General features: G+C 66.9%; 20 protein-coding genes. 5 read left to right on the forward strand and 15 right to left on the reverse strand.

Features of this window, described 5'->3' with window-relative positions; all coding sequences use genetic code 11:
* Window positions 1-83: 83 nt before the first annotated feature.
* From JHC36_RS02105 to JHC36_RS02120, 4 genes are all read right to left on the reverse strand, one after another.
* Window positions 84-719 (reverse strand): chromate transporter, encoded by a 636-nt coding sequence (locus JHC36_RS02105; protein WP_287915255.1) that lies wholly within the window; start codon window positions 717-719, stop codon window positions 84-86.
* Window positions 716-1,459: a 3-oxoacyl-ACP reductase FabG gene (gene fabG, locus JHC36_RS02110; RefSeq protein ID WP_287915257.1), complete on the reverse strand. Its 744-nt coding sequence runs from the start codon at window positions 1,457-1,459 to the stop codon at window positions 716-718. The genes JHC36_RS02105 and fabG overlap by 4 nt, the downstream gene beginning before the upstream one ends.
* Before the next feature lie 134 nt (window positions 1,460-1,593).
* Window positions 1,594-3,759, reverse strand: coding sequence for a 3-hydroxyacyl-CoA dehydrogenase NAD-binding domain-containing protein (locus tag JHC36_RS02115; protein WP_503006778.1), 2,166 nt, complete (start codon window positions 3,757-3,759; stop codon window positions 1,594-1,596).
* A gap of 24 nt (window positions 3,760-3,783) precedes the next feature.
* Window positions 3,784-4,989: an acetyl-CoA C-acetyltransferase gene (locus JHC36_RS02120; RefSeq protein ID WP_287915263.1), complete on the reverse strand. Its 1,206-nt coding sequence runs from the start codon at window positions 4,987-4,989 to the stop codon at window positions 3,784-3,786.
* A 116-nt stretch (window positions 4,990-5,105) separates the two neighbouring features.
* Here JHC36_RS02120 and JHC36_RS02125 point away from each other — a divergent pair, with 116 nt between their 5' ends.
* Window positions 5,106-6,269, forward strand: coding sequence for an acyl-CoA dehydrogenase family protein (locus JHC36_RS02125; protein WP_287915266.1), 1,164 nt, complete (start codon window positions 5,106-5,108; stop codon window positions 6,267-6,269).
* Between the two features lie 42 nt (window positions 6,270-6,311).
* Here the strand turns inward: JHC36_RS02125 and JHC36_RS02130 are convergent, their stop codons facing one another.
* Window positions 6,312-7,184 carry a TlpA family protein disulfide reductase gene (locus JHC36_RS02130; RefSeq protein ID WP_287915269.1) on the reverse strand — a complete coding sequence of 291 codons (873 nt, stop codon included), beginning with the start codon at window positions 7,182-7,184 and terminating at the stop codon, window positions 6,312-6,314.
* 27 nt (window positions 7,185-7,211) lie between these two features.
* A complete protein-coding gene (locus JHC36_RS02135) occupies window positions 7,212-9,662 on the reverse strand; it encodes an alpha/beta hydrolase fold domain-containing protein (RefSeq protein WP_287915272.1) in 2,451 nt (816 codons plus the stop codon).
* A 306-nt stretch (window positions 9,663-9,968) separates the two neighbouring features.
* Between JHC36_RS02135 and JHC36_RS02140 the strand changes: the two genes are divergently transcribed.
* Entirely contained in the window at window positions 9,969-10,448 is a 480-nt protein-coding gene (locus JHC36_RS02140) for a CHRD domain-containing protein (RefSeq protein WP_287915275.1), read from the forward strand.
* On the opposite strand, the gene mnmC is transcribed toward JHC36_RS02140, so the two are convergent.
* On the reverse strand, window positions 10,432-12,432 hold the full coding sequence (mnmC, locus tag JHC36_RS02145) for a bifunctional tRNA (5-methylaminomethyl-2-thiouridine)(34)-methyltransferase MnmC2/FAD-dependent 5-carboxymethylaminomethyl-2-thiouridine(34) oxidoreductase MnmC1 (RefSeq protein WP_287915278.1): 2,001 nt from the start codon (window positions 12,430-12,432) through the stop codon (window positions 10,432-10,434). The two genes, JHC36_RS02140 and mnmC, sit on opposite strands and share 17 nt — an antisense overlap.
* A gap of 52 nt (window positions 12,433-12,484) precedes the next feature.
* Window positions 12,485-12,757, reverse strand: a complete 273-nt coding sequence (locus JHC36_RS02150; protein ID WP_124221796.1) for an oxidative damage protection protein — start codon at window positions 12,755-12,757, stop codon at window positions 12,485-12,487.
* A 163-nt stretch (window positions 12,758-12,920) separates the two neighbouring features.
* On the opposite strand from JHC36_RS02150, the gene JHC36_RS02155 reads away from it, so the two are divergent.
* Window positions 12,921-13,430 carry a disulfide bond formation protein B gene (locus JHC36_RS02155; RefSeq protein ID WP_287915285.1) on the forward strand — a complete coding sequence of 170 codons (510 nt, stop codon included), beginning with the start codon at window positions 12,921-12,923 and terminating at the stop codon, window positions 13,428-13,430.
* Window positions 13,431-13,581: 151 nt separating this feature from the next.
* Here JHC36_RS02155 and argA read toward each other — a convergent pair whose 3' ends face one another.
* Entirely contained in the window at window positions 13,582-14,931 is a 1,350-nt protein-coding gene (gene argA / locus JHC36_RS02160) for an amino-acid N-acetyltransferase (protein ID WP_124221791.1), read from the reverse strand.
* Between the two features lie 122 nt (window positions 14,932-15,053).
* Between argA and hrpA the strand changes: the two genes are divergently transcribed.
* Together hrpA and JHC36_RS02170 are read left to right on the forward strand one after the other, a co-directional pair.
* Window positions 15,054-18,860 carry an ATP-dependent RNA helicase HrpA gene (gene hrpA, locus JHC36_RS02165; RefSeq protein WP_503006779.1) on the forward strand — a complete coding sequence of 1,269 codons (3,807 nt, stop codon included), beginning with the start codon at window positions 15,054-15,056 and terminating at the stop codon, window positions 18,858-18,860.
* Window positions 18,861-19,080: 220 nt separating this feature from the next.
* Window positions 19,081-19,809: a superoxide dismutase gene (locus JHC36_RS02170; RefSeq protein ID WP_287915288.1), complete on the forward strand. Its 729-nt coding sequence runs from the start codon at window positions 19,081-19,083 to the stop codon at window positions 19,807-19,809.
* Between the two features lie 22 nt (window positions 19,810-19,831).
* Here JHC36_RS02170 and JHC36_RS02175 read toward each other — a convergent pair whose 3' ends face one another.
* From JHC36_RS02175 to lptF, 6 genes are all read right to left on the reverse strand, one after another.
* Entirely contained in the window at window positions 19,832-20,251 is a 420-nt protein-coding gene (locus JHC36_RS02175) for a hypothetical protein (RefSeq protein ID WP_287915291.1), read from the reverse strand.
* Between the two features lie 117 nt (window positions 20,252-20,368).
* Window positions 20,369-21,550, reverse strand: coding sequence for a pyridoxal phosphate-dependent aminotransferase (locus tag JHC36_RS02180; protein ID WP_287915294.1), 1,182 nt, complete (start codon window positions 21,548-21,550; stop codon window positions 20,369-20,371).
* 4 nt (window positions 21,551-21,554) lie between these two features.
* The gene (locus JHC36_RS02185) at window positions 21,555-22,505 is read right to left on the reverse strand and encodes a CysB family HTH-type transcriptional regulator (RefSeq protein WP_287915297.1); all 951 of its coding nucleotides are present in this window, start codon (window positions 22,503-22,505) and stop codon (window positions 21,555-21,557) included.
* A gap of 63 nt (window positions 22,506-22,568) precedes the next feature.
* Complete coding sequence (locus tag JHC36_RS02190) at window positions 22,569-23,021, reverse strand: sirohydrochlorin chelatase (protein ID WP_124221782.1); 453 nt, start codon at window positions 23,019-23,021, stop codon at window positions 22,569-22,571.
* Entirely contained in the window at window positions 23,018-24,115 is a 1,098-nt protein-coding gene (lptG, locus tag JHC36_RS02195; protein WP_287915301.1) for an LPS export ABC transporter permease LptG, read from the reverse strand. Before lptG ends, JHC36_RS02190 begins: the two co-directional genes overlap by 4 nt.
* A complete protein-coding gene (lptF, locus tag JHC36_RS02200; protein WP_124221777.1) occupies window positions 24,112-25,221 on the reverse strand; it encodes an LPS export ABC transporter permease LptF in 1,110 nt (369 codons plus the stop codon). Before lptF ends, lptG begins: the two co-directional genes overlap by 4 nt.
* Window positions 25,222-25,230 lie beyond the last annotated feature (9 nt).

Consider the following 25,230-nt stretch of genomic DNA (forward strand, 5'->3'; position numbering starts at 1 on the left):
CACACTCAGCAGAGAGAGCGTCACGAAGTGCGTGAAGAGATCGAACCAATCGGCCACGCCGAGGGACAGAACAGGCGCGCTCGTCATGGCTGCCGCTCCGAAGCAGCGTCGGCGCGCTTGCCGCCCGCGCGGGCCAGTTGCCGCCAAGCCCAGGCGAATCCGGTGAGGCCCAGCACCGGCAGCACCCAGGGCAACGGCCAGCGCAGCAGCGCTACCCCAACGAAGGTGGCTGCGGCCAAGGCTGCACAGACGTGCCAACCCATCACGTTGTGCCGCAAGGCTGGGAGCAGCTTCAGGCCCGTCGCAGCGATCAGCCCCGCGACCACAGCGCCCATGCCGCGCAGTGCGCCTTGTGCCTGCGGCGAGTCGGCCACGCCGGTGAACAGCACTGCCACCAGGATCGCAATCGCCATGGGCACCACCAGCATGCCCGCAAGCGCGGCCAAGGCTCCGCCCAAGCCGAAGGCGCGCCCACCAACCATCATGGCAAGGTTGACCACGTTCGGGCCGGGCATGATCTGCGCGACCGCCCAGTCCTCGGCGAATTGCTCGGGCGTGAGCCAGCGCTTTCTCTCGACCAGTTCGCGCTGCACCACCGCCACCACGCCGCCAAAGCCTTGCAGCGCCATCGCCGTGAAGGAGAGGAACAGGTCCGTCTTCGAGCGCGGCTGGGGCAGTGGTGCCTCCGGATCACTGGGGGTCGAGTGCACCGGGCTCATACCGTCATTCCGCCCGAAACCTCGATCACCGCGCCGTTGATGTAGCTTGCTTCGTCGCTCGCCAAGAAGGCGTAGACGTTGGCGATCTCCTCCAGCTGGCCCAGGCGCCGCAGCGGTACGCGGTGCTCCATCTCGGCGATGACCTTGTCGGGGATGGTGCCGAGCATCGGCGTCTGCACGAAGCCGGGGGCCACCGCGTTCACCCGCACGCCCCTGGGGCCAAGTTCGCGGCTCCAGGTCTTGGTGAAGCCGATGACGCCGAACTTGCTGGCGGCGTAATTCGTCTGACCGAAGTTGCCGTAGATGCCGACCACCGAACTGGCGTTGAGGATGGCACCCGAACCCTGGTTGACCATGGTGTCGGCGACGGCTTGTGCGCAGTGAAACACGCCGCGCAGGTTCACGTCGATCACGCGGTCGAACTGCTCGATCGTCATCTTTTGCAGCCGCGCATCCTGCGTGATGCCCGCGTTGTTGACGAGCACGTCGATGCGGCCCATGCGTTCGAGGACCTGCGTCACCACGGCATCGACCATCGCGCGCTGCGTCACATCCATGACGAAGCCAAGCGCCTCGGCGCCGGTCGCCTGGCACTGAGCCACCGCGGCGTCGACCGCGTCCTGGCGCACGTCGCAGACGACCACGCGCGCGCCTTCCTGGGCAAACTTGAGCGCCGTGGCGAGGCCTATGCCCTGCGCGGCACCGGTGATGATCGAGACTTTGTTTTCGAGGCGTTTCATGGTCGTCGGGGAAGCGTCGGGTGGAAAAGAAAAAGCGACGGCAAAACCGTCGCGTCGGTCGCAGCCGAGAATTATCGCCAAGCCAGCCGCGCGCTGTTGCGCTGCAGCAAGCGTCTTGCGCACGCCGTCGGCGCTTACCAACGCGGCTCGCGCGCCCGGAGGGTGGCGCGCACCTCGGGGCTGAGGGCAAAGCCCGGGCCGTGGGCGCGCGCGAGCGCGTCGGCGCGTTCGAAGAAGCGGTCGACACCCATGCCATAGATGAACTGCAAGGCGCCACCGGTCCAGGCCGGAAAGCCGATGCCGAAGATCGAGCCGATGTTGGCTTCGGCGACCGTGTTCAGCACGCCTTCGGCCAGACAACGGGCCGTCTCAATGGACTGGCGCCAGAGCAGCCGGTCTTTGACCTCCTGTACGTCCCAGGCGCGCTCGGGCCGCTCGAAGAAGGTCTTGAGTTCGGGCCACAGGCGCTTCTTTTGTCCGGGGGGATAGTCGTAGAAGCCGCCTCCGGCCGCGCGACCCAGGCCGTGGAACTCCTTGACCATGCGCTCGACCAATTGCTCGCCCGGCGTGGGCTCGTAGGTTTTCCCCTCAGCCGCAAAGTCGGCTCGGGTCTGGTCGAGCACATGGACGGAGAGTGCGAGCGAAGTCTCATCGAGCACCGCCAGCGGCCCGACCGGCATGCCCGCCTGCACGGCGGCGTTCTCGATCACCGGCGCCGGGATGCCCTCGCCCAGCATCGCGGCACCTTCCATCACATAGGTGCCGAAGGTGCGGCTGGTGTAAAAGCCGCGCGCATCGTTGACCAGGATCGGCAGCTTGCCGAGCGCGCGCACGTAGTCGAAGGCGCGCGCGACGGTTTCGTCGTCGGTCTGGCGGCCGCGGATGATCTCCACGAGCTGCATCTTGTCCACCGGGCTGAAGAAATGGATACCGATGAATTTCTGCGGCTGCGCCGAGGCTTGCGCCAGGCTGCTGATCGGCAACGTCGAGGTGTTGCTGGCGAAGAAGCCCCCCGGTTCCAGCATGGGCTCGGCCTCTTGCGTCACCTCGGCCTTGAGCCCGCGGTTTTCGAATACCGCCTCGATGATGAGCTCGCAGCCGCGCAGATCGTCGACCCGCTCGGTCGCCTCGATGCGCGCGAGCAGCGCGGCCTGCTCGTGCTCGGTCATGCGGCCCTTGGCCACGCGCGCGGCGCTCAAATCCACGCTGTAGGCTTTGCCGTGCTCGGCTTTGGCCTGTGTGACGTCTTTGAGGATGGTGTGGATGCCCCGGCTCGCCTGCGCCCAGGCGATGCCCGCGCCCATCATGCCGGCACCCAGAATGCCCACGCGCCGCGGCGTGAAGCGCGGCACCTCGCGCGGGCGGCTCTGCGCGGCCTTGACCGCGTTGAGGTCGAAGAAGAAGGTGTTGATCATGTTGCGCGCGACCGGCGTGACCATCACGCGCGCCAGATAGCGGCTCTCGATGCGCATCGCGGTATCGAAGTCCACCAAAGCACCTTCGACCATGGCAGCGAGGATGGCTTCGGGTGCGGGGTACAGGCCGCGGGTCTTCTTCTTCAGCATCGCGGGCGCGACCACGAGCCCCTGGGCGATCTTGGGGTTCGCGGGCGTGCCCCCGGGCAGCCGATAGTCCTTGCGGTCCCAGGGCTGCTGGGCGGCGCTGGGCTGGCCCTGCACACCGCCGATCCAACGGAGCGCTTGCGCCTGCAGCGCCTCGGGCGTGTCGACGAGTTCGTGCACCAGGCCGAGCTCGAGCGCTTCGGCCGGCCCGAAGAGCTTGCCTTCGATCAGAAAGGGCTGTGCTCCCATGAGTCCGAGCAGCCGGGTCATCTTCGTGATGCCACCGCCGCCCGGAATCAGGCCGAGCGTGACTTCGGGCAGGCCAAACTGAATCTTGGCGTCCTTCAAGGCCACGCGGTGGTGGCCGACCAGGGCAAGCTCCCAGCCGCCGCCGAGCGCGCTGCCGTTGAGCGCACTCACCACCGGCACGCCCAGCGTCTCGAGGGTGCGGAACTGCCGCTTCATGCGCTCGATCTGGGCAAACGCGGCTGGACCGTCCTCGGGCTTCATGCGCATGACGCTCTTGAGGTCGGCGCCGGCGAAGAAGCTCGACTTGGCCGAGGCCAGAATCAAGCCACGCAGCGACGCCCGCTCAGCGGCCAGGTGTTGGGTGATGGTTTCGAGGTCGTCCTGCCACTGCAGGCTCATGGTGTTGACCGGTGCGCCTTGCGCATCGAAGGTCAACACCGCCACGCGGCCATAGGGCAGTTCCAGGGTATCCAGACGCAGGGTTTGCAGAATCATGGTGCGCAGGCTCCGGCTTCAGACACGTTCGACGATGGTGGCAATGCCCATGCCGCCGCCCACACACAAAGTCGCCAGGCCGTAGCGCAACTGGCGGCGGTGCAGTTCGTCGATCAGGGTGCCGAGAATCATGGCGCCGGTGGCGCCGAGCGGATGGCCCATCGCGATGGCGCCACCGTTGACGTTGAGCTTTTCGGCCGGCACGCCCATGTCTTTCATGAATTTCATCGGCACGGCGGCGAACGCTTCGTTCACCTCGAACAGGTCGATCTGGTCGATGCGCAGACCCGCCTTGGCCAAGGCCTTACGGGTGGCGGGCATGGGACCGGTGAGCATGATGGTCGGGTCGGCACCCGAGACGGCGGCGGCCACGATGCGCGCGCGCGGCGTCAGGCCCAGGCTGTTGCCGGCTTCCTCCGAACCGATGAGCACTGCCGCGGCACCATCGACAATGCCCGAGGAATTGCCCGCATGGTGCACATGCTCGATGCGTTCGACCTGCGGATAGCGCTGCAGCGCGACGGCGTCGAAGCCCATGGCGCCGAGCTGCTCGAACGAGGGCTTGAGCTGGGCCAAGCCTTCGAGCGTGGTGTGGGGTTTGATGAACTCATCGCGCGCGAGGATGACCTGGCCCAGCGCATCGCGCACCGGCACGATCGAGCGGTCGAAATAGCCCGCGTCGCGCGAGCGGGCGGCGCGCTGCTGGCTCTCGAGGGCGAATTCATCGACGTCACCGCGCGTAAAGCCCTCAAGCGTGGCGATCAGGTCGGCGCCGATGCCCTGCGGCACGAACAGCGTCTGGCTGTTGGTCTCGGGGTCCATCGCCCAGGCGCCGCCGTCGCTGCCGATGGGCACGCGGCTCATGCTCTCCACGCCGCCCGCGACCACCAGCGACTCCCAGCCGCTCTTCACCTTCATCGCTGCCAGGTTGACCGCCTCGAGGCCCGAGGCGCAAAAACGGTTGAGCTGCACGCCCGCGGCCTGCCAGTCCCATCCCGCTTTGAGCGCGGCGATCTTGGGCAGCACCGAGCCCTGTTCGCCCACGGGTGAGACGATGCCCATGACCACATCGTCGACCCGGGCGGTGTCGAGATCGTTGCGCTGCTGCAGCTCGCGCAGCAGGCCGGCCAGCAGGTCGATGGGTTTGACTTCATAGAGGCTGCCGTCCTTCTTCCCCTTGCCGCGGGGGGTTCGGATGGCATCAAAGACGAACGCTTCGGTCATGGAGGGCTCCGGGGTGAGGCATGGGCGACCCTGGTCCGGTCGCAAGGCGCAGTATAGTTTTACCGAGCGCTTGCTTTGTGAAATTTGTTTCTTTATCCGTCCAACAGGTGACACCCATGATCGAACGCCGCCTTTTCAGCCCCGAACACGAGGCCTTCCGCGAGAGTTTTCGCCGCTTCATCGAGCGCGAAATCACCCCCCACCACGAAGCTTGGGAAGATCAAGGCTTCGTGGACCGCGAGGTCTGGCGCAAGGCCGGCGCCCACGGCTTTCTGTGCATGACCCTGCCCGAGGCCTATGGTGGTGCCGGGGCAGACAAGCTGTATTCGGTCGCGCAAATGGAGGAACTGGCCCGCGCGGGCACGACCGGCATCGGCTTTGGCCTGCACAGCGAAATCGTCGCGCCCTACATCCTGCATTACGGCACCGAAGACCAAAAAGCCCGGTATTTGCCGCGGCTCGCCAGTGGCGAGATGGTCGGCGCGATTGCCATGAGCGAACCTGCCGCGGGCAGCGACCTGCAAGGCATCCGCACCACCGCGCTGCGCCAGCCCGACGGCAGCTATGTGCTCAACGGCAGCAAGACCTTCATCACCAACGGTTGGCATGCCGACCTGGTGATCGTCGTCGCCAAGACCGACCCCGCAGCCGGCGCCAAGGGCACCAGCCTGTTCCTGGTCGAGCGCGGCATGGCGGGCTTCGAGCGCGGGCGGCGGTTGAAGAAGCTCGGGCTCAAGGCGCAGGACACCTCGGAGCTGTTCTTCCATGACGTGCCGTTGCCCGCAGAAAACCTGCTCGGCGGCGCGGCCTACGAGAACCGCGGCTTCGTCTGCCTGATGGAGCAACTGCCCTGGGAGCGCCTGCAGATCGCCATCGGGGCGGCCGCCGCAGCCGAAGCGGCCATCGAATGGACGCTGGCCTACGTCAAAGAGCGCAAGGCCTTCGGCCAGCCGATCGGCGCATTCCAGAACACCCGCTTCAAGCTCGCCGAGCTGGCCACCGAGGTGCAGGTCGCGCGCGTGTTCGTCGACCGCTGCTGCGAATTGATCCTGAACGACCAGCTCGACACCGCCACCGCCAGCATGGCGAAATACTGGTGCAGCGACCTGCAATGCAAGGTGATGGACGAGTGCGTGCAGCTCTTCGGCGGCTATGGCTACATGTGGGAATACCCGATCACCCGCGCGTATGCGGATGCGCGGGTGCAGCGCATCTACGGCGGCACGAACGAAATCATGAAAGAGTTGATCGCACGTCAGCTTGGGCTCAGTGGTCGCTGAACCCGATCCCGGTGCGCCGCGCGCGCCCTCGCGGGACCGCGCTCAGCGCTGACCCAGCCGGCGCACGGCCGCTTCGAGTGCCGCCGCATTGAGCGGGCCGAAATGGGCTTCGAGCATCCGACCGTCGGCATCGATGAAGATGGTCGTCGGGAGCCCGCGGCTACCGAGCGCAGCGCCCAAGCGCCGTTCAGGGTCCAGCAGCACCTGGGCGAGCGGCGGCTGCAGCGTTTGGCGATACCGCGCCACCGTCGCCGCCGGCTCGCCCTGGTTCACGAAGATGAAAGCGACCTCGGGATGGCGCTCCTGCGCCTGGGCAAAGGTCGGCATCTCGGCGCGGCAGGGGCCGCACCAGCTGGCCCAGAGATTGACAACCGCCGATCGACCCGCCGCCGCCTCCCGAAGCGAAACCGTCGCGCCCAACCCGCCACCCGCGTCGATCGCGGCCAAGCGCAGCTCCTGCAGGGCGGGCAAGCTGCTATCTGCCGTCGGCAGCAACAAGGCCCGGGCAAGCAGGTACACCCCGATGCCCACTGAGGCCGCGGCCCCAAGCGGCATCCGCAAGGCCGCATCGCCGCGCGCCCGAACCGCGATCCACACCAGCCCGGCGGCGATGCCGGCCGGCAGCATCCAACCTCCGTCGCGCAGGTCGAGCACCGCCCAGGGCAGGGCGGCATAGGCCGAAGCGTTCAGGCCCACATGGGCCAGCCGCGCGGCCAACAAGCTCACCGCCAGCGCTTGCGTGAGAAACCGCCCAGCGTGTTCGGCATGGGAAGCGGATGCTTCGAGGGTTTCCCCCCGTCGCAGGGCCAGGCGCTGCGCCAGCGTGCGCGCCAAAAGGCCCGCGAGCCACGCGGCGGCGACCAGCAGCACGGGTGCGAGCGGCAGCGCGATCGGCCCAAGGGGTATGGACAGCATCGAGACTCCGGGGGAACCGCGCGCCGGTCAGGCGAGCGTGTAGTCGGCCCAGTTCGGGCGACGCACGGCGCGCACGTATTCGGCGGTGAAGCCCGGGAAAAGCGCGACGATACGGCCGTTTTCCATGCGGTACCAGCTCCGGCACAGGCTCCAGACCGAGCCCGACAGCCGGGACTGCAAGCGCTCGTTCCAGCGCCGTTGCGCCTCGGCACGCACCTCGATCGCGCGGTGCTCGCCCGCGCGCACGGCGCTCATGCAGGCGAGCACATGCTCGACCTCGGGTTCGATGTAGAGCAGCGTGGACGTGTGGCCGGTAGCGGTATTCGGGCCGAGCAGCAAGAAAAAGTTCGGGAAACCCGCAACGCTCACGCCCAGATAGGCCTCGGGGCCCTTGGCCCAGGCATCGCTGAGCCGCAGGCCCTCTCGACCACGCACCTCGACCGAAGAGAGCAGGTGCACGGTATCGAAACCGGTGGCGCAGATCAGTACGTCGAGCGCGCGCTCCTGGCCGTCTGCGGTGACGATGCCACGCTCGGTGATGCGCACGATCGGCTCGGTGACGAGTTCGACATGGGGCTGCGCGAGTGCCGGGTAATACTCGTTCGAGTAAATGATGCGCTTGCAGCCCAAGGGATACGGCGGCGTGAGCCGTTCGCGCAGGGTGGGGTCGGCAATCTGGCGTTCTCGCAGCGCTTGTGCGGCGCGCAACATGCCGCGCCGCGCAAGCGTGCCCTCGTCAAAGCCTTTGCGACCCCATTCGAGCACCGCGATCCAAAATGCGCGAACGGCACGTGCGTAGGGAGGAAACTGCGCGAGCACGCGGTCGAGGGCACCATAACGGCGGTCGAGCCGCGGCAGCACCCAGTTGGCCGTGCGCTGAAAAACATGCAGTCGCGCAGCCTGCGCGGCCATCGGCGGGATGAGTTGCGAAGCGGTCGATCCGGTGCCGATGACGCCCACCCGGCGGCCCGCAACCGCGACCGAGTCATCCCAGCGGGCAGAGTGCAAGCGCTCGTCCGCGTAGCGCTCGAGCCCCTCGATTTCGGGCCAGCGCGGCTGATTCAAGGGGCCGGTGCTGCAGACGAAGAAGCGCGCACGCAAGGTCTGGCCCGCTTCGGTTTCGAGGATCCAGCGCCCGCTGTCCGCGTCGAACTGCGCCCGCACCAGCCGCGTGCGCAAGCGCAGGTGCGGCAGCAAACCCAGGCGTTCGGCCAGCGTCTGCATGTAGCGCTGAATCTCGGGGGCCGAAGCGAAACGGCGTGACCAGCGCGGATTGGGCGCGAAGCTGAACGAATACACCGGGGCCGGTACGTCCACATGGGCGCCCGGATAGCGGTTGTCCCACCAGGTCCCTCCGAGGCCGGGCTGCTTTTCGAGGATGACAAAGTCGCGCCGGCCCTCGCGCAGCAGACCCGCCGCCATGCACAAGCCCGACATGCCCGCGCCGAGAATCACCACTTCCCGATCTTCCGGCTCCTCGGCCGATCCCCCCGGGGGATGCTGCGCATCGATCTGTTCGAGCAGGAAGCGGGCGGCGCGGTCGACCGCCTGGTCGGCACTGGGTAGGGCATGCACGTGCATCTGGAACACATGCCAGCGGTGCCGGGTGACCTCGCAGCGCACGCTTGGGTTGCCCGCCTGCAACAGTGCGTCATGCAAGGCCAGTGCCATCGGGTGCAGCAGCTCGTCGGTGCCGCACTGGACCAGCACGGGCGGCAGACGGCCGAGGTCGCCGCGCATCGGGGAGACGAGCGGGTCGAGCACGCGCACGGCGAATTCGGCCTCGATCTCCGGCTGCGGCCGCTCGCCAGACAGCGCCGAAGCGCCGAACAGATAGAGCCGCGCACAGACCTGGGCCCAGGCGACGCTCAACATGGCTTCGCCCGGAGGCTCGGGCGGCGGCGGGTCGGGGACGACCAGATCGGCCCAGGGTGAGAGCAGCCAGAGTCCCGCGGGCGGCGGGTCGCCCGCGTCGCGCAGTGCCAAGGCCAGCGCCAGGGTCAGGCCGCCACCGGCCGAGTCGCCGGCGACGACCACGGGCCCCTGCGCGCGCAGCACCCGATAGGCCGCCAGGGCATCCTCCAGGCCCGCGGGGAATGGATGCTCGGGCGCCAGCCGGTAGTCGGCCGAAAACACCGGCAAGCCGGTGGCCCAGGCGATGCGGGCCGTCAGCGCCCGGTGCGTCGCCGTTGAGCCCACGCAATACGCGCCGCCATGCAGGTAGAGCAGGGTGCCGGCCCGCAAAGCCGGGCCGTCGCGTCGAAACCACTCGCCGCGCACGCCGGCGACCTCGCCTGCCTCGCGCCGCACGCCGCGCTGCTGGATCGCAATGCGCGAAAGCGCCTCGAGCCAGCGGCGTTGGAAAGCCACCGAAAAACGGGGTGAAAATACCGGCTTGAGGAGCAGTCGCAGCGTCCAGCGCAAAATGAACGCCACGACGCGTTCGCGCCAACCGTCGGGGGTGTACTCAGCCAGCATCGAGCCTCCTACGCAAGCAACGCCTCAGTGTACGTCGCTCTATGGCCACGCGCCTGGACGGTCGCGCCGCCTGCGTAGGGGCTGATGTCGAGGGTTTCCATGAGTATCTCCAGGTGGCAGGGGTTGAGGGCCAAGGCAAGGCTGAATCCGTTCATGCGAGGGCGCACGAGCGGCGGCGCGATGGGGTGCGAGGCGCAAACCGCAGCCCCAGCCGAAGCGATGACAAAGATTTGCAACGACGCAGGCCGCCCGCAGCCGGGTTGCGCGCTACCCCGCTCCCACCCGAGCCGCTGGCGGCTGCTCGTCATGGGTTCCGTGCTGGCCGCGCTGGTCGCTTGCGCTTCGGCGCCGCGGGCGACGAGCCCGGGCGGATCCATCGACGCAGCCCGCCCCACGGGCTCGGCTACGCCCAACAATCCCGCCTATCTGTGGACCTTCAGTACCCGACTCGTCGGCAACAACGTCGTGCCACCGGTGCGCAGCGAGGGCTACGGACAGCTCGATGCGCTGCTGGATGCGCGAACCGGATTGCTGCGCTGGAAACTGAGTTTTGCGCGTTTGTCGGGCCCGGTGACTCAGGCAGCCTTTCACGGACCCGCGGCGGTCGGCCAGAACGCGCCGGTTCAGCAGGCGATGCCCTTGCCGATCCGCAGCCCTGCCGAGGGCCGCGCAACGCTGACGGCAGCGCAAATGGCGGACCTGCGCGCCGGGCGCTGGTATGTGAGCCTTGCGACCGCCCGCTATCCCCAGGGCGAACTGCGCGGGCAGCTCATCGAGCGGCGTTGACTTCGGTGTGACGCTGCGCACGCAGAAGGGCGGCGAGCCGTTGCGGCACGGGCCAGGGCTCGCCCGCGATTCGCGCGGCGATCAACTCGCCGCAGAGCACCGAGAGCGTGAGGCCGCGTGCCCCCATGGCCGTGCAGACCCAAGGGGCCTCGAACGGATCGGCGCCTGCTCGGCTCAAGGGGCCGACCAACGGCACGCGGTCCGGGGCCGTGCAGCGCACGCCGGCCCAGGCCCGGGTCTGCCCGGCGGCGAACTGCGGTGCCAGCTGCCGTGCCGCTGCGGGGCTGAGGACCGAGAGCTTGGCGAGGTTTTGCTGCACGTCGCCTGCGCGGATCACCGCCTCGGCGCAGTCACGCTCGAAGGTCGAACCAAAGATCCAGCCCGGCCGCGCGTCGATCGACACATTCGCAATCAGACTGCCCCAGCCGTTGACCGGCACCCGCGGCAAGGCCTCGGCCTCGGCGGGCATGGGCCCCATCGCCACCTGGCCGCGCAGCGCGTGCAGCGGCAGCGGGGTTGCGGTCCAAGCGCGCAGCAAGGCGAGGCTGTCGAAGCCCGACGCGACGACCACGAAGTCGGCCTCGGCCAGCACGGCGCCCCGTGCATCGAGCGCTCGCCAGCGTGCGCCTTGCCGTTTCAGACCCGCGACCGCGCAGCCCCCGACGAAGCGGATGCCGGGCTGGGCGAGTTGCGCACGCACCAGCGCGGCGGGCCGCAGCCAGGCCGCGCGCGCATGCCACAACGCTGCACCGTGCGTGGCGTCCTCGGGCGCCAAGCCAGCCTTGGCCCCGTCGTCGGCGTCGGCAAGCCGGGACCAGACGGTTCCGGGATGGCCCGGCTGGAGCCAATCGGGCGGGAGGCTGCGGCCGCGGCGCCCGCGCGTGGGGTGGTCGGCGTTGGCGTCGGGGTCGGCGGCGTGGGCGGCCGACGGGGCCAGGCAGCGCTCGAGCACGCCGCTGGGCGCCCAGTCTTCCCCTTCGCGGAGCAGCCGGTGCGCCCGGGTCAGCGTGGCCTGCACCCCTGCGCGCGTGAGTTGCGACAGCGCCCGGTCGTCGGGACTGACATGCGGCGCGACCAGCCCGACCGGCAAGCCCGAAGCCCCAGAGGCCGGTGCCTCGGCCCGGTCGAGTACCGTCACCGACCAGCCCCGCAGCGCGAGGCTATAGCCAACGGATGACCCTGCGAGTCCGGCGCCGATGACGAGCGCCATCCCCGGTTGCGCCGCCGGCCAGACTGGCGCATACGGCGCGTGGCGCGGCGTCCAGGCCGGTGCCCAGCGGGCACGCAGGCAGTCGCGCTTGGGTGGCAGGCCCGGCGCTTTTTCAACGACGAAGCCAACTTGGGTCAGATGCTCGCGCACGGCGCGCGCGACGGTCCAGGTCGCCGCACGGGTGCCGGGCCGGCACAGCCGCGCCACGGCTTTGAGCGTTTGCACATCCCACATCTCGGGGTTTTGCGCCGGGTCGAAGCCGTCGAGGAACACGCTGTCGGCGGCAAAGGCGAGTTCGCGCAAGGCCGCGCGCACCTCGCCCACGCACAGCGTGAGCCGCAAGCGCCCACCTTCAAATTCGAAGCGGTGCCAGCCCGGCAAGAGGCCGTGCCAGACCGCCGCGAGGCGTTCGGCGAGCGGCTGCAGCATGGGCAGGTGGGCCACGCTGCGCAGCAGGTCGGCAGCGTCGGGCGGCCAGGCTTCGACGCCGACGTAGTGCAGGCGCTCGGGCCGCGCCGGGTCCTCGAGCCAGGCCTGCCAGGTCGCGAGAAAATTCAGACCGAGCCCAAAGCCGGTTTCGAGGACGCGCCAGTCGGTCGCGCCGGCCCAGGCCGCAGGCGAGCCGTCCTGCGCCAGTAGGGCGCAGCCGCCGAGGAAAACATGACGCGCCTGCGCCAGGCCGCTCAAGTCCGCGCCGCCGCGGCTGCGGTAAATGTCCTGAAAGCGGTCGCTCCAAGGCGTGCCGTCGGCTTCCCAACGGACGGGACTGGACATGGGTGGATTGGCGGTAGGGTGTCAGCGTGTGCGCGACGCCCGCGCAATGGTTTTAGGCGCTGGGCGGCACGTAGCCGGCGGCCTGGTCGGCGCCTTCGCCAAAGAAATGTTTCTCCATCTGACGCGCGAGGTATTGGCGCGCCCGCGCGTCGGCGAGGTTCAAGCGGTTTTCGTTGACCAGCATGGTTTGGTGCTTGAGCCAATCGGCCCAGGCCTGCTTGCTGACGTTTTCCCAAATGCGCTTGCCCAGCTCGCCGGGGTAGGGCGGGAAATCGAGGCCTTCGGCTTCGCGGCCGAGCTTGATGCAATGAACCATCCGTGCCATGAGTGCAATCCTTCCTTGGGTGAATGCTCGCGGGGCGCCGCTGGAAGCCAGCCAGCCGGACGCCGATCCGTGTGTCTTGCCAGCGATTTTCGCGCCAAAACCGCCCGGCTCGCGCGTTCGAGGCACAATTCCCCGAGCATTTCCCCCTGAGAATGGACGAACGATGGATTTCCCGGATTGGCGCGAACCCGCACGGTACAGCCGTCGGGCGCTGGCCGCGGTTGCTGCGGCGGCCGTGGCGATGCTTGCCTTTGGTTTGTATCTGCAAGAAGCCGTGGGCCTGGTGCCGTGCCCGATGTGCATCGTGCAGCGCTATGCGCTGATCGCGGTGGCGCTGGCCGCGGCGGTGGGCGCTGCGAGCCGCCGCATCGCCCCCCAGCGCTACGCGACCGCAGCGGTGGCGCTGTTTGCGGGCTTTGGGGCGTTTACGGCCGCCCGGCAGAGCTGGCTGCAGTGGTATCCGCCGCCCGTCGTGAGCTGCGGGCGCGACTTTTACGGAATGATCGAGAGCTTCCCGCTGAGTCGTGCGATTCCGCTGATTTTCAAAGGCAGCGGCGACTGCTCGCAGGTGGATTGGACCTTCCTGGGCGGCTCGATCGCGAACTGGTCTTTCCTCGTCTTCACGGCCATGGGCGCCGGCGCGATCTGGCTCTGGGTGAAGCTCAGAGGCTGAGAGGGAATTGGGCGTGCCCGAAGAGGCGCCACAAAGCGCGTCCGAGTAGGCGCAAAGCACAGCCGTAGCTCGGGCTACGGCGCGCATTTGCAACGCCCTCGGGCGTGTTTTGGGACGTCAAAGCGGGTATGACCGATTCCCTCTCAGCCTCTCAGGTCAGCCGCTTGACCAGCACCTTGGATCGGCGGTCCCAGTTGTATTTGCGTTTGCGGGCTTCGGGCAGCCAATCAGGGTCGACCGGCTGGAAGCCCCGCTTGATGAACCAATGCATGGTCCGGGTGGTGAGCACGAAAATGCTCTCCAGACCCAAGGCGCGCGCGCGCTGCTCGATGCGTTTGAGCAGTTTTTCGCCATCGCCCTGGCCTTGGCTTTGCGGTGAGACCGTCAGTGCGGCCATCTCGCCGGTCTTGGCCTCGGGATAGGGATAGAGCGCAGCACAGCCAAAGATGACACCGTCGTGCTCGATGATGGTGTAGTTGGCGATGTCGCGCTCGATCTCGGTGCGGCTGCGCTTGACGAGCGTGCCATCTTTCTCGAACGGCTCGATCAGTTGCAGGATGCCGCCGACATCGTCGGGCGTGGCCTCGCGCAGCTCTTCGAGTTTTTCATCGACGATCATGGTGCCGATGCCGTCGTGCACGTAGATTTCGAGCAAGAGAGACCCGTCCACCGCGAACGGAATGATGTGACTGCGCTCGACGCCAGACTTGCAGGCGCGCACGCAATGCTGGAGGTAAAAGCCCGTGTCGGTGGGTTTCTCGGGCGGCGGCAGACGCTGCAGCAAGGCTTCGGCATCGGCCAGCGGCAGTTCGGTGTCGATGGGGTTGTCGTCGCCGGGCGGGTCCTCGGGCCGCACGCGAATGCCCGGTATTTCGGTGACGAAGATCAGTTTGTCGGCCTGCATGGCGCTGGCCACCGAGGTGGCAACCTCCTCCATCGCCAGATTGAAGGCTTCGCCGGTCGGCGAGAAGCCAAACGGCGAAAGCAGCACCATCGCCCCCATGTCGAGCGTGCGCGAAATACCCGCCACGTCGACCTTGCGCACCACGCCCGAGTGCTGAAAGTCCACCCCGTCGACGATGCCCACGGGTCGCGCGGTGATGAAGTTGCCGGAAATCACGCGCACCGTGGCGCCGGCCATGGGCGTATTGGGCAGGCCCTGGCTGAACGCCGCTTCGATTTCGTAACGCAACTGACCGGCGGCCTCTTGCGCGCAGTCGAGCGCGACTTCGTCGGTGATGCGCATCCCGTGCGAATACTTCTCCTCGTGGCCCTTGAGGCGCAGCTGTTCGCTGACCTGCGGACGAAAGCCGTGCACCAGCACGATTTTCACGCCCATGCTTTGAATGAGGGCGAGGTCCTGCGCCAGATTGGGCAGCTTGCCCGCGGCAATGGCCTCGCCGCAGACACCCACCACGAAAGTCTGGTTGCGGAACTTATGGATGTACGGTGCCACCGACCGGAACCAGGGCACGAAGGTGAAGTTGAAGACGGTGGACATGGGGCGCGCAAGGATAATTCGCGATTCTCCATCAAAGACTGCCCGTGTCCGTGCCCGTCGCGCCCCCGCTGAACATCGAGTTCCCCGAATCCCTCCCGGTTTCCGCCCGCCGGGGGGAAATCATGGCGGCGATGGCCGCGCATCAGGTGATCATCGTCTGCGGCGAAACCGGCTCGGGCAAGACGACGCAACTGCCCAAGATGGCGCTGGCGCTCGGTCGCGGGCGCATGAACGCGCGGCCCGGCGAGCGGCCCCGACTGATCGGCCACACCCAGCCGCGACGCATCGCCGCCACCAGCGTGGCCAAGCGCATCGCCGAGGAACTGCACACGCCGCTGGGCGAGGTGGTCGGATTCAAAGTGCGCTTTCACGACCGGCTGGCCAAGGACGCCTCGGTCAAGCTCATGACCGACGGCATTCTGCTCGCCGAGACGCAAAGCGATCCGTTGCTGCAGGCCTACGACACGCTGATCATCGACGAGGCGCATGAGCGCAGCCTCAACATCGACTTCCTGCTCGGCTATCTCCGGCGCATCCTGCCGCAGCGGCCGGACTTGAAGCTGATCGTCACCTCGGCCACCATCGACGCCGAACGCTTCGCGCGGCACTTTGCGTCTGCGGCGGGTGACGCGCCCATCATTCAGGTCTCGGGCCGCACGTATCCGGTCGAGTTGCGCTGGCGTCCGTTCGAGGAATCGCGCGACTTCGGGCTCAACGAGGCCATCGCCGAAGCAGTCGACGAGCTCTGGCGCGAGCCCGCGCAGCAGGGCGACATCCTCGTGTTCTTGCCCGGCGAGCGCGAAATCCGCGAAGCCGCCGACCATTTGCGCGGACATTTGGCCCATTCGCCGCTGACGCGCGGGGCCGAGGTGCTGCCGCTGTTCGCGCGGCTCTCGCAGGCCGAGCAGGACCGCATTTTTGAGCCCCATACCGGCCGGCGTATCGTGCTGGCCACCAACGTCGCCGAAACCTCGCTGACGGTGCCGGGCATCCGCTATGTGATCGACAGCGGCACGGCCCGCGTCAAGCGCTACAGCCTGCGGCAAAAGGTCGAGCAGTTGCTCATCGAGCCCATCAGCCAGGCGGCGGCCAACCAGCGCGCTGGCCGCTGCGGTCGGGTGGCCAACGGCATCTGCATCCGGCTCTACGACGAGGCGGATTTCCAGGCGCGACCGCGCTTTACCGACCCCGAAATCCTGCGTTCGTCGCTCGCGGGGGTGATTTTGCGCATGAAGTCGCTGCACCTGGGCGCGGTGGAGGACTTTCCCTTCATCGACGCGCCGTCCGCCCGCGCCATCACCGACGGCTATCAGTTGTTGCAGGAGCTCGGCGCGGCCGACGAGGCGCGCGAACTCACGCCCCTGGGTCATGAACTCGCGCGGCTGCCGCTCGACCCGCGCGTGGGTCGCATGATTCTGGAAGCGCGCACGCGCGGCGCTTTGTCCGAGGTGCTGGTCATCGCCTCGGCGCTGTCGGTGCAGGACGTGCGCGACCGGCCGATCGAGGCGCAGGCGCAGGCCGACGCCGCGCATGCCAAGTTTGACGACGACCGCAGCGAATTTTCGGCCACGCTGCGGCTGTGGCAGTGGATCGATGCGGCGCGCGGCGGCCACGGCAGCACGCACAAGCTCTCGAACCGCCAGTACGAGCAGCTCTTGCGGCAAAACTTCATCAATCTGCGACGCCTGCGTGAGTGGCGCGACATCCACACGCAATTGCTCACCGTGGTGACCGAACACCGATGGCGGCTCAACACCGAGCCCGCCAGCTACGAGCAGATTCATTGCGCGATGCTCGCGGGCCTGCTGGGCAACGTGGGTTGCAAGCTCGAGGACGAAGAGGTCTACCTCGGCGCGCGCGGCATCAAGTTCTACCGCCACCCTGGTGCGCATTTGCGGAAGAAACCGGGGCGCTGGGTGGTCTGTGCGGAGCTCGTCGAAACCGCGCGGCTCTACGGGCGTGGCATGGCCAACATCGAGCCCGGGTGGATCGAGCAGATCGGAGCGCATCTGCTCAAAAAGCAGGTGCTCGACCCGCACTGGGAGAAAAAGGCCGGCGAGGTGGTGGCTTTCGAGCGCGCGACGCTCTATGGCCTGGTCATATACAGCGGTCGGCGCGTGTCCTATGCGCGGGTCGATCCAGTCGCGGCGCGGGAGATTTTCATCCGCGAGGCGCTGGTCGCTGGCGAGTGGGACAGCAAACTGCCCTTCTTGGCCGCCAACCGCAAGCTCATCGCGCAGGTGCAGCAACTCGAGCACAAGGCGCGGCGCCAAGATGTGCTGGTCGATGATGCGCTGATTTATGCCTTCTACGACCAGCAAATTCCGCCCGAAATTTGCACCGCGCGCCAGCTCGAGGACTGGTGGCGCGTAGCGTCTCGGAGCCAGCCGCGCTTGCTGTTTCTGAGCCGTGATGAACTCATGCGGCATGAGGCCGCGGGCATCACCACCGGCGCTTTCCCGCCCGTGGTGCGCCTCGGCGGGGTGGACTGCAGCGCCAGCTACCTGCACGAGCCCGGCAACCCCCGCGACGGGCTGACCGTCACGGTGCCGCTGTTCGTGCTCAACCAGGTCAGCGAGGCTCGGTGCGAATGGCTGGTGCCCGGCATGCTGAAGGAAAAAATCCAGGCGCTGCTCAAAAGCCTGCCGCAAAAGCCGCGCAGCCGCTTCGTGCCGCTGCCTGAGAGCGCGGCACGCTTGGCTGAGGAACTCGGCGCGGAAGGCGTGTTCGGTCACGGCAGCCTCACCGATGCGCTGCTCGAGCGCGTGCGCCGCGACAGCGGGCTCGACGTCAAGCGCAGCGACTTCAAGCTCGACATGCTGAGCCCACACCTGTTCATGAACCTGCGCGTGGTCGATGAACACGGACGCCAGCTCGGCGAGGGCCGCAGCCTCGCGGCGCTCAAGGCTGAACTCGGCGGCAAAGCGCGCGGCGCGTTCCAGGCCTTGGCGGCGCTGCAGAAGGCCCCAGCGGCCGAAAGCAGCACCCAGATCCAAAATTCTGAAGAAAAACCCGGGAAGGCCAGCGCGAAACGGTCCGATCATGCTCTCAAAACAGAAGCGCCAGCGACTGCCAACGCCGAGGCGCGCTACACCACCTGGAGCTTCGGCACGCTGCCCGAGCTGATGGAAATCCGCCGCGGTGCGCAAACCCTCGTCGGCTTCCCTGCGCTGATCGACCAGGGCGACGCTGTGGCCATCGAGGTGTTCGACGAACCGGAGGTCGCGGCAGCGCGTCACCGCGCCGGGCTGCGGCGGCTGTTTGCACTGCAGATCCGCGACGCACTCAAATACCTCGAAAAAAACATCCCCGATCTGCAAAAAATGGCCGTGGCCTACCTGGGGCTGGGGACTTTGGAAGACCTGCGCGCGCAGATCATCGACCTTGCGCTCGACCGCGCCTTTCTGCTCGAGCCTCTGCCAATCGACGCCACGAGCTTCGAGCGGCGCGTCGGCGAAGGTCGCTCGCGCCTGACGCTGATCGCCAACGAGATCGCGCGCTTGGCCAGTCAAATCCTCGCGGAATACGCGGCCGCCACGCGCAAGCTCAAAGACTCCCGACCGAGTGCCGAGGTTCAGGCCGACATCCAGCAGCAACTCCAGCGGCTCATGCCCCGCCGCTTCCTACTCGAGACACCTTGGGCGGCGTTGCAGCACCTGCCGCGCTACCTCAAGGCCATCGTGATGCGCCTCGAAAAATGGCGCACCGACCCCACGCGCGACGCGCAGCGCATGGCGGACGTGCGGGCCATGGAGCAACGCTACTGGCGTCTGGTCGCCGAGCGCAAAGGCCAGACCGATGCGCGCATGAACGAATACCGCTGGCTGCTCGAAGAACTGCGGGTGAGCCTCTACGCCCAAGAACTGCGCACGCCCCAGCCCGTGAGCACCAAGCGGCTCGACAAGCTCTGGGCGCAGTTGCTGCACTGAGCGGCTGAAATCTGCATCGGGTCGACGGCACGCAAGCCGGCAGGCTAGGGCGGCCGGCGCACGACGCTGCGGCAGCAACCCCAATTGCATGCGGGCCTTGGCGTTGGCGTACTTGCGCGGCTCAGGCTCACCGGTCACGATGCACAACCACGCCAACGGTGGCGCTTTGGCGCTGCGCCCGCTTGTCGTCCCGGTACTTTCTGAAATGGAGGAGATCCCCATGAATCACCCGCAGATGTTCCTCGATGCCAACGCCCATGCGTTTGACCCTGCAAGGCGCCGCTGGCTGATCGGTGCAGCCGGCATCCTCGCGCTTGGCGCGGAGTTCGCCCTCCCGCGCCAGGCCGCAGCGGCCACGCCCATCGCCTTGCCCGCTTTGCCCTATCCCGAGTCGGCGCTCGCACCCGTGATTTCCGCGCAGACCATCGGCTTTCATTACGGCAAGCACCACAAGGGCTATGTCGACAATCTGAACAAACTGATTGCGGGCACGCCCATGGCCGATCTATCACTCGAGGCGATCGTCAAGGCCAGTGCGGGCCAGCCCGACAAGGCCGCAGTGTTCAACAACGCCGCGCAGGTCTGGAACCACAGCTTTTACTGGAACAGTCTTCGGCCCGGCGGCGGGGGCGAACCACCTGCGGCCCTCCGCGAGCGCATGATCGCCTCCTTCGGCAGCGTAGAAACCTGCAAGAAGGAACTGGCCGCGGCCGCGATGGGCCAATTCGGCAGCGGCTGGGCTTGGCTGGTTGCGGATGGTGATCGGCTCAAGGTCACCCGCACTCCGAACGCGGAAACCCCACTGACCGACAGCCTCAAGCCGCTGCTGACCATCGACGTGTGGGAGCACGCCTACTACCTCGACTACCAGAACCGCCGCGCTGACTATGTCCACGCGCTGCTCGACAAACTCGTGAACTGGGAATTTGCGCTGGCGAATCTGGGGTAGCGCGCGGGGGGGCAGCCCTGCCTCACCGGTCGCTGGCGTGGCCACGATCGTGGCGTTGGCGCTGACGGTCCAAATACCAAGCCAGGAAAGGCAGCAGCAGCATCGAGCCCGGAATGAACCAGATGAGCACGTAAGGCCCAAGGGCGGACGCCGAGCGGAGGATGCCACGCAGCTGCCGCTTGTCCTCCGGCGTCCATTTGCCACCGCGGCGCTGCTTCATCAGCAGCGGCCAAGCACCTTTGATGTTGCGCAACTCGTCGCTCAGGCGCTGCTTTTCGCGCCGTCCGCTGTCTTTCACCGAATCCCAGCCGCGCGCCAGGGCCGATGGCGATTGCTCCCCAGCCGCACCCCGAAGCTTGCGCGCAGGCCAAGGCCGCCAACGATGCCATGCCGGCTTCGCTGCGCGCGCCGCGGAAGCGCTGGGGTCGGGTTTGGGTTCCATGAAGGGGATTGTGACCCAAACCGCGGCTTTCAGCGCGTTCATTCGCGGCCATTTGCTACAAAGTTTGAGGGAATTCAAGCTCCTGACCGCCTGCCCCCAGGTACGTAGGGCCCTGGCTCACAGCCGGGCGAGGCGCTTGAGCGCCGCGTGCAGTGTTTCGTCTCTTTTCGCGTAGCAAAAGCGAATGACCCGCTGGTCGAAGCCGTTGCCGTAAAACGCCGACAGCGGAATCGCCGCCACCCCGACTTCGCGCGTGAGCCACAGGCAGAACTGATCCTCGGGCAAATCACGCTCGGGCACCGCAAGACCGGAAATATCCACGCATTGGAAATAGCTGCCTTCACTCGGCAGCAAGCGAAAGCGGGTCTGTTCGAGCCCGGCACGGAAGAGGTCGCGCTTGGCCGCGTAGAACGCCGGCAGTTGCAAATACGGCTGTGGATCGGCCATGTAGCGCGCCAGGCCGTGTTGCATCGGTGTGTTCACGGTGAACACGTTGAACTGGTGGACTTTACGGAACTCGGTCATCAAGGGCGCCGGGGCGCAGACCGTGCCGACCTTCCAGCCGGTGACATGGTAGGTCTTGCCAAAGCTCGAGACGATGAAGGCCCGCGCCGCCAAACCGTCGAACGTGGCGGCGCTGCTGTGGCGGTTGGGCGCGTAGACCATGTGCTCGTACACCTCGTCGCTGATGATCAGCACATCGGTCGGAGCCAGGATTTCCTGCAGCCGCAGCCAGTCGTCGGCCTGCCAGATCGTCGCGCTCGGGTTGTGCGGCGTGTTGACCAGGATGGCCCGCGTGCGCGGGGTGATCGCCGCGGCGATGCGGTCGAAGTCGGGGCGGAAGCTGCCGGGCGTCAGCGGCACGGGCACGGCCACGCCGCCAGCGAGCTCGATGTTCGGCACGTAGCTGTCGTAGCAAGGCTCGAGCACGATGACCTCGTCGCCGGCGCGCACCACGGCCAGGATCGCGGTCAGAATTGCCTGCGTGGCGCCCGCCGTGATGGTGATTTCACTTGCCGGATCGTAGCGTCGGCCATAGAGCGCCTGCACCTTGTCGGCCACCGCCTGCCGGAGCTCGGCCACGCCGGGCATCGGTGGATATTGGTTGTGGCCCGCGCGCATGGCCTCGGTCACCGCATCGACCAGCCGGGGGTCGCAATCGAAGTCGGGAAAGCCCTGGCCCAGATTGACCGCACCGGTCTCGGCCGCCAGCGCCGACATGACGGAAAAAATCGTGGTGCCGACTTTCGGCAGCTTGGTCTGCAGCGCGGGCGTGCGCGTTGGAGGGCTTGGGTTCATGGGGCTAGATTTGGTAATCGGCCACGTGGCCGGTCATGGCCCGCTCGATCAGCTTGCGGTCGAGACGCTCGGACAGGAACTCTGCAAATTTGTACACGAAGTGACGCAAATAGGCGCCCTTGCGGAAGGCGACACGGGCTAGGTTGCGCCCAAACAAGTGGCCTGCGGGACGCGCCACGAGTTCACCGCCCGACAGCGTCGGAAGATCCCGCACGGCCATCTCGGCCACGATCCCAACGCCCAGTCCCAAACGCACATAGGTCGTGATGACGTCCGAGTCGATCGCCTCGAGCGCGATCCGGGGCACGAGGCGACGTGCTGCGAACGCCTGATCGATGCGGGTGCGGCCCGTGAACGAGGGGTGGTAGGTGATCAGCGGCTCATGCACGAGATCCTCCAGGCTCAGCCGCTCGACCGCCGCCAAGCGATGCGCCGCCGGCAGAACGATCATGTGCTCCCACTCGTAGCACGGCAAGGTGACGAGTTCGTCGAACTGCGCCAGGGACTCGGTCGCGATGCCCACCTCGGCGACATCGTCGAGCAGCATGCGCGCGACCTGCTCCGGCGTGCCCTGATGCAGCGCAATGTTCACCTTCGGGTAAGCAATGCGCAGCTTGGCCACCGGCTGCGGCAGGACATAACGGGCTTGCGTGTGGGTAGTCGCGATCGAGAGCGTGCCGCTGTCCTGCGCGCTGAATTGTTCGCCGATGCGCTTGAGATTGGCCACCTCGCGCATGATGATTTCGATGCTGCGCACCACATGTTCGCCAGGCTCCGTCACGCGCTTGAGCCGCTTGCCGTGGCGCGCAAAGATTTCGATGCCCAGTTCTTCCTCGAGCTCGATGATCGCTTTCGAAACACCGGGTTGGGAGGTATGCAGCGCGCGTGCCGCTTCGGTCAGGTTGAGCTTGTGCCGCAAGGCTTCCTGGACGAAGCGGAATTGGTGCAGATTCATGTCAGCGACTCCGGGGAGGGCTCTCGTTCTTCGGCTTCACCCAAACACCTGCGCACCGAAGCTTCAGCGCGCACCCAAGGCTTCGAGACCCAAGCGGGCGAGCAAATCGAGCACGGCGGGGTCTTCACCGGCAGAGGCGCGCAGATCGATCTCCAAGGAAGGATGCCGCGCGCGCAAGGCCGCAACCACAGCCGGCACATCTTCCCGCACATGCCGCCCCGAGCCCAAGAACAGTGGAACGATGACGACGCGGCACACCCCCTGGGCGGTGAGCGCATCGACCTCGTCCAGCAAACTGGGCGCCATGGACTCGAGGAAAGCCTTGCGGATGCAGGCTTCGGAATTCTGAGCCAAGGCTCGTTCGATGACCGCATCGAGAAACCCCGACCAAAGCGGGTCACGAGAACCGTGGGCGAGAAAGACCAGGGCCGCCCTCGGGGCTGGCTGAGCCCCGTGTTCGACCGCCGCGCGCGCGCAGGGCGGCTCTTTGGGTATGGCGTTTCGGGGTGGATTCATCGGCGTAAGACCAGCCATCCAAAGGCGCCGAGCGACAGCATCGAGTAGACCAGGCTGGGCGCAGCCGCTGCCAACCAGGGCGACCAGCTTTGCACGGTCCCGAGATAGCCAAACAGGTTGTTGAGCAGAAAGAAGCTGATGCCGGCCATGACGCCGCCGAAGACATAGCTGGTGATGCTGCCGGAGCGGAAGTGCAAGTAAGCGAAGGGCAGGGCGAGCACGACCATCACGAGGCAGCTCAAGGGGTAGAACACCTTGCGCCAAAAGGCGATTTCATATTTCAAGGCGCTTTGCCCATTGGCCCGCAGATGCTGCTGGTAGACGAACAGATCCCACGCCTTCATCCGCTCGGGATTGAGGAGCGCTGCCGAAACCATCTCGGCCGTCAAGCCCGTCTGCCAAGTCCATCTGGGGTCGGTCGCGCGCGCCACCCGCGGGCCGCGGTCGTCGCGCGTGAAGTAGGTGCGCGTGACGTCTTCCATCACCCACCCCTCGGGAGCGAAACGGGCCCGCGGCGCCTGGATCTGCAACTGCAGCCGGCCCGTCGCGTCGAAGGCGAACACCCGTACCCCCTGCATCGAACCGTCGCCGTCCAGGGCCCGCACATTCACGGAGTAGGACAGGCCGTCCTGATGCTCCTTGAGCCAGGCCCCGGTTTGGCCCACGGTGATCAGGCCCAGGTAGCTCGCCTTGAGCAGCTGCGCAGCCCGATTCGCCTGCGGAACGACATAGTCACCAATCAAAAAGGTCGAGGCGCTCAGCAGCATACCGACCTGGAGCAGTGTCCAGAGCGCCCGCGCCGGGCTGAGCCCGCTGGTGCGCAGGATGGTGAACTCCGAACTCTGGGCGAGCCGCGCCATGACGAACACCGTCCCGATCAGGGTCGCAATCGGCAACACCTCGTACAGATGCGAGGGCACGAGCAGCAGCACATAGCCCAAGGCTTGCGCGATCCGGTAGCCCGAGCCGCTGCGGCCGACCTGCGGCAATTCGTCGACGAGGTCGAAAAACAGGAACAGGGCCAGGAAGCCCAGGGCAACGAAGCCCACGGCCTGCAACACCTCGGCGTGGATCAGTCGGCGGATCGTTTTCATGCCGCCCTCGATTCACGGTTTGCCCGCGGGATCCATCGACGCCAATGCCAGCCGCTGTGCCGGACGGCCAGCCATCCCGCACCCAAAACAAAGGCCGTCCCATGCAGGCCCAACAGCAGGCTCGCCAAACCCATCCGCCCCTGCGCGATCCAGGCCTGACCGAGGTTGATGAGGTTGTAATACACCACGAAGGTCAGCAAGGCCAGCAGCAGGTTGCCGCTGCGGCTCGCTCTCGGGTGCACATTCGTGACGACCAGCCCCAGCAGCACCAGATTTGCCGCTGCCAAAACGAGCCCGAAGCGCCATGCCAGCTCGCCCCGGTTCGTCGGGGTCGGACTCTGCAGCAAGTTCCAGGTCGGGATCGCTTTGGCCGGCCGCGCCGGATCGAGGTTCACCGAGCGGTCTTTGATCCGTACGCCATAGCGGTCGAACTCGCTGACCTCGATGGCCAGCGAGCCATCGGCGGGGGTCTCGATCCGTTGGCCATCCAACAGCACCAAAAAACGTTGCCCATCGATCGTTTCCAAGCGCCCCATCCGCGCCGAGATCACCGCGAGGCGTCCGTTTTCCGTCGAAGAAATGAAGACGTTCGTGCCTTGACGGCTGTCGGGGCTGTCACGATCGATGAAAAACACCCGACTGCCGTCGGCTGATTCCTGAAACTGCCCAGGCGTCACCCGCTCGATATCGCCTCGCTGCTCGTAGCGGCCCCGCAGCTCGTCGATTTGCCGATTGGCCCAAGGCCAGGCAAACACGGCGAGCAGCCCGACCGCCACCAGGATCGGCCAGGCAAACCGCAACAAAGGCCGCGTGAACGCGGCCAGCCCCACGCCACTCGAAAACCAGATCACCATCTCACTGTCCGCATACATCCGTGAGAAGGTCGCGACGATGGCAATGAAGAGGCTCAGCGCGAGCAGCGTCGGCAGGTGACCCAGGACCGTGAATCCCATGACCAGCAACACATCGGACGGGCTCACCGATCCCCGCGCGGCCAGCCCCAAAGTGCGTATGAGCATGATCGACATGACGATCGTCGCCAGCACGACCAGGCTGGCGGCGAAGTTTCGCCCGAGCTCACTGCGGATGGAGGAATGGAATAACATCGACCGATC

Origin of the sequence: Tibeticola sp. (assembly GCF_022759015.1) — a bacterium.
Taxonomy (GTDB): Bacteria; Pseudomonadota; Gammaproteobacteria; order Burkholderiales; family Burkholderiaceae_C; genus Tibeticola; species Tibeticola sediminis.

Coding starts and splice junctions, on each gene's coding strand:
- JHC36_RS02105 (WP_287915255.1), bottom strand. CDS start 719: ATGAGCCCGGTGCACTCGACCCCCAGTGATCCGGAGGCACCACTGCCC.
- fabG (WP_287915257.1), bottom strand. CDS start 1,459: ATGAAACGCCTCGAAAACAAAGTCTCGATCATCACCGGTGCCGCGCAG.
- JHC36_RS02120 (WP_287915263.1), bottom strand. CDS start 4,989: ATGACCGAAGCGTTCGTCTTTGATGCCATCCGAACCCCCCGCGGCAAG.
- JHC36_RS02125 (WP_287915266.1), top strand. CDS start 5,106: ATGATCGAACGCCGCCTTTTCAGCCCCGAACACGAGGCCTTCCGCGAG.
- JHC36_RS02130 (WP_287915269.1), bottom strand. CDS start 7,184: ATGCTGTCCATACCCCTTGGGCCGATCGCGCTGCCGCTCGCACCCGTG.
- JHC36_RS02135 (WP_287915272.1), bottom strand. CDS start 9,662: ATGCTGGCTGAGTACACCCCCGACGGTTGGCGCGAACGCGTCGTGGCG.
- JHC36_RS02140 (WP_287915275.1), top strand. CDS start 9,969: ATGGGTTCCGTGCTGGCCGCGCTGGTCGCTTGCGCTTCGGCGCCGCGG.
- mnmC (WP_287915278.1), bottom strand. CDS start 12,432: ATGTCCAGTCCCGTCCGTTGGGAAGCCGACGGCACGCCTTGGAGCGAC.
- JHC36_RS02150 (WP_124221796.1), bottom strand. CDS start 12,757: ATGGCACGGATGGTTCATTGCATCAAGCTCGGCCGCGAAGCCGAAGGC.
- JHC36_RS02155 (WP_287915285.1), top strand. CDS start 12,921: ATGGATTTCCCGGATTGGCGCGAACCCGCACGGTACAGCCGTCGGGCG.
- argA (WP_124221791.1), bottom strand. CDS start 14,931: ATGTCCACCGTCTTCAACTTCACCTTCGTGCCCTGGTTCCGGTCGGTG.
- hrpA (WP_503006779.1), top strand. CDS start 15,054: ATGGCGGCGATGGCCGCGCATCAGGTGATCATCGTCTGCGGCGAAACC.
- JHC36_RS02170 (WP_287915288.1), top strand. CDS start 19,081: ATGAATCACCCGCAGATGTTCCTCGATGCCAACGCCCATGCGTTTGAC.
- JHC36_RS02175 (WP_287915291.1), bottom strand. CDS start 20,251: ATGGAACCCAAACCCGACCCCAGCGCTTCCGCGGCGCGCGCAGCGAAG.
- JHC36_RS02180 (WP_287915294.1), bottom strand. CDS start 21,550: ATGAACCCAAGCCCTCCAACGCGCACGCCCGCGCTGCAGACCAAGCTG.
- JHC36_RS02185 (WP_287915297.1), bottom strand. CDS start 22,505: ATGAATCTGCACCAATTCCGCTTCGTCCAGGAAGCCTTGCGGCACAAG.
- JHC36_RS02190 (WP_124221782.1), bottom strand. CDS start 23,021: ATGAATCCACCCCGAAACGCCATACCCAAAGAGCCGCCCTGCGCGCGC.
- lptG (WP_287915301.1), bottom strand. CDS start 24,115: ATGAAAACGATCCGCCGACTGATCCACGCCGAGGTGTTGCAGGCCGTG.
- lptF (WP_124221777.1), bottom strand. CDS start 25,221: ATGTTATTCCATTCCTCCATCCGCAGTGAGCTCGGGCGAAACTTCGCC.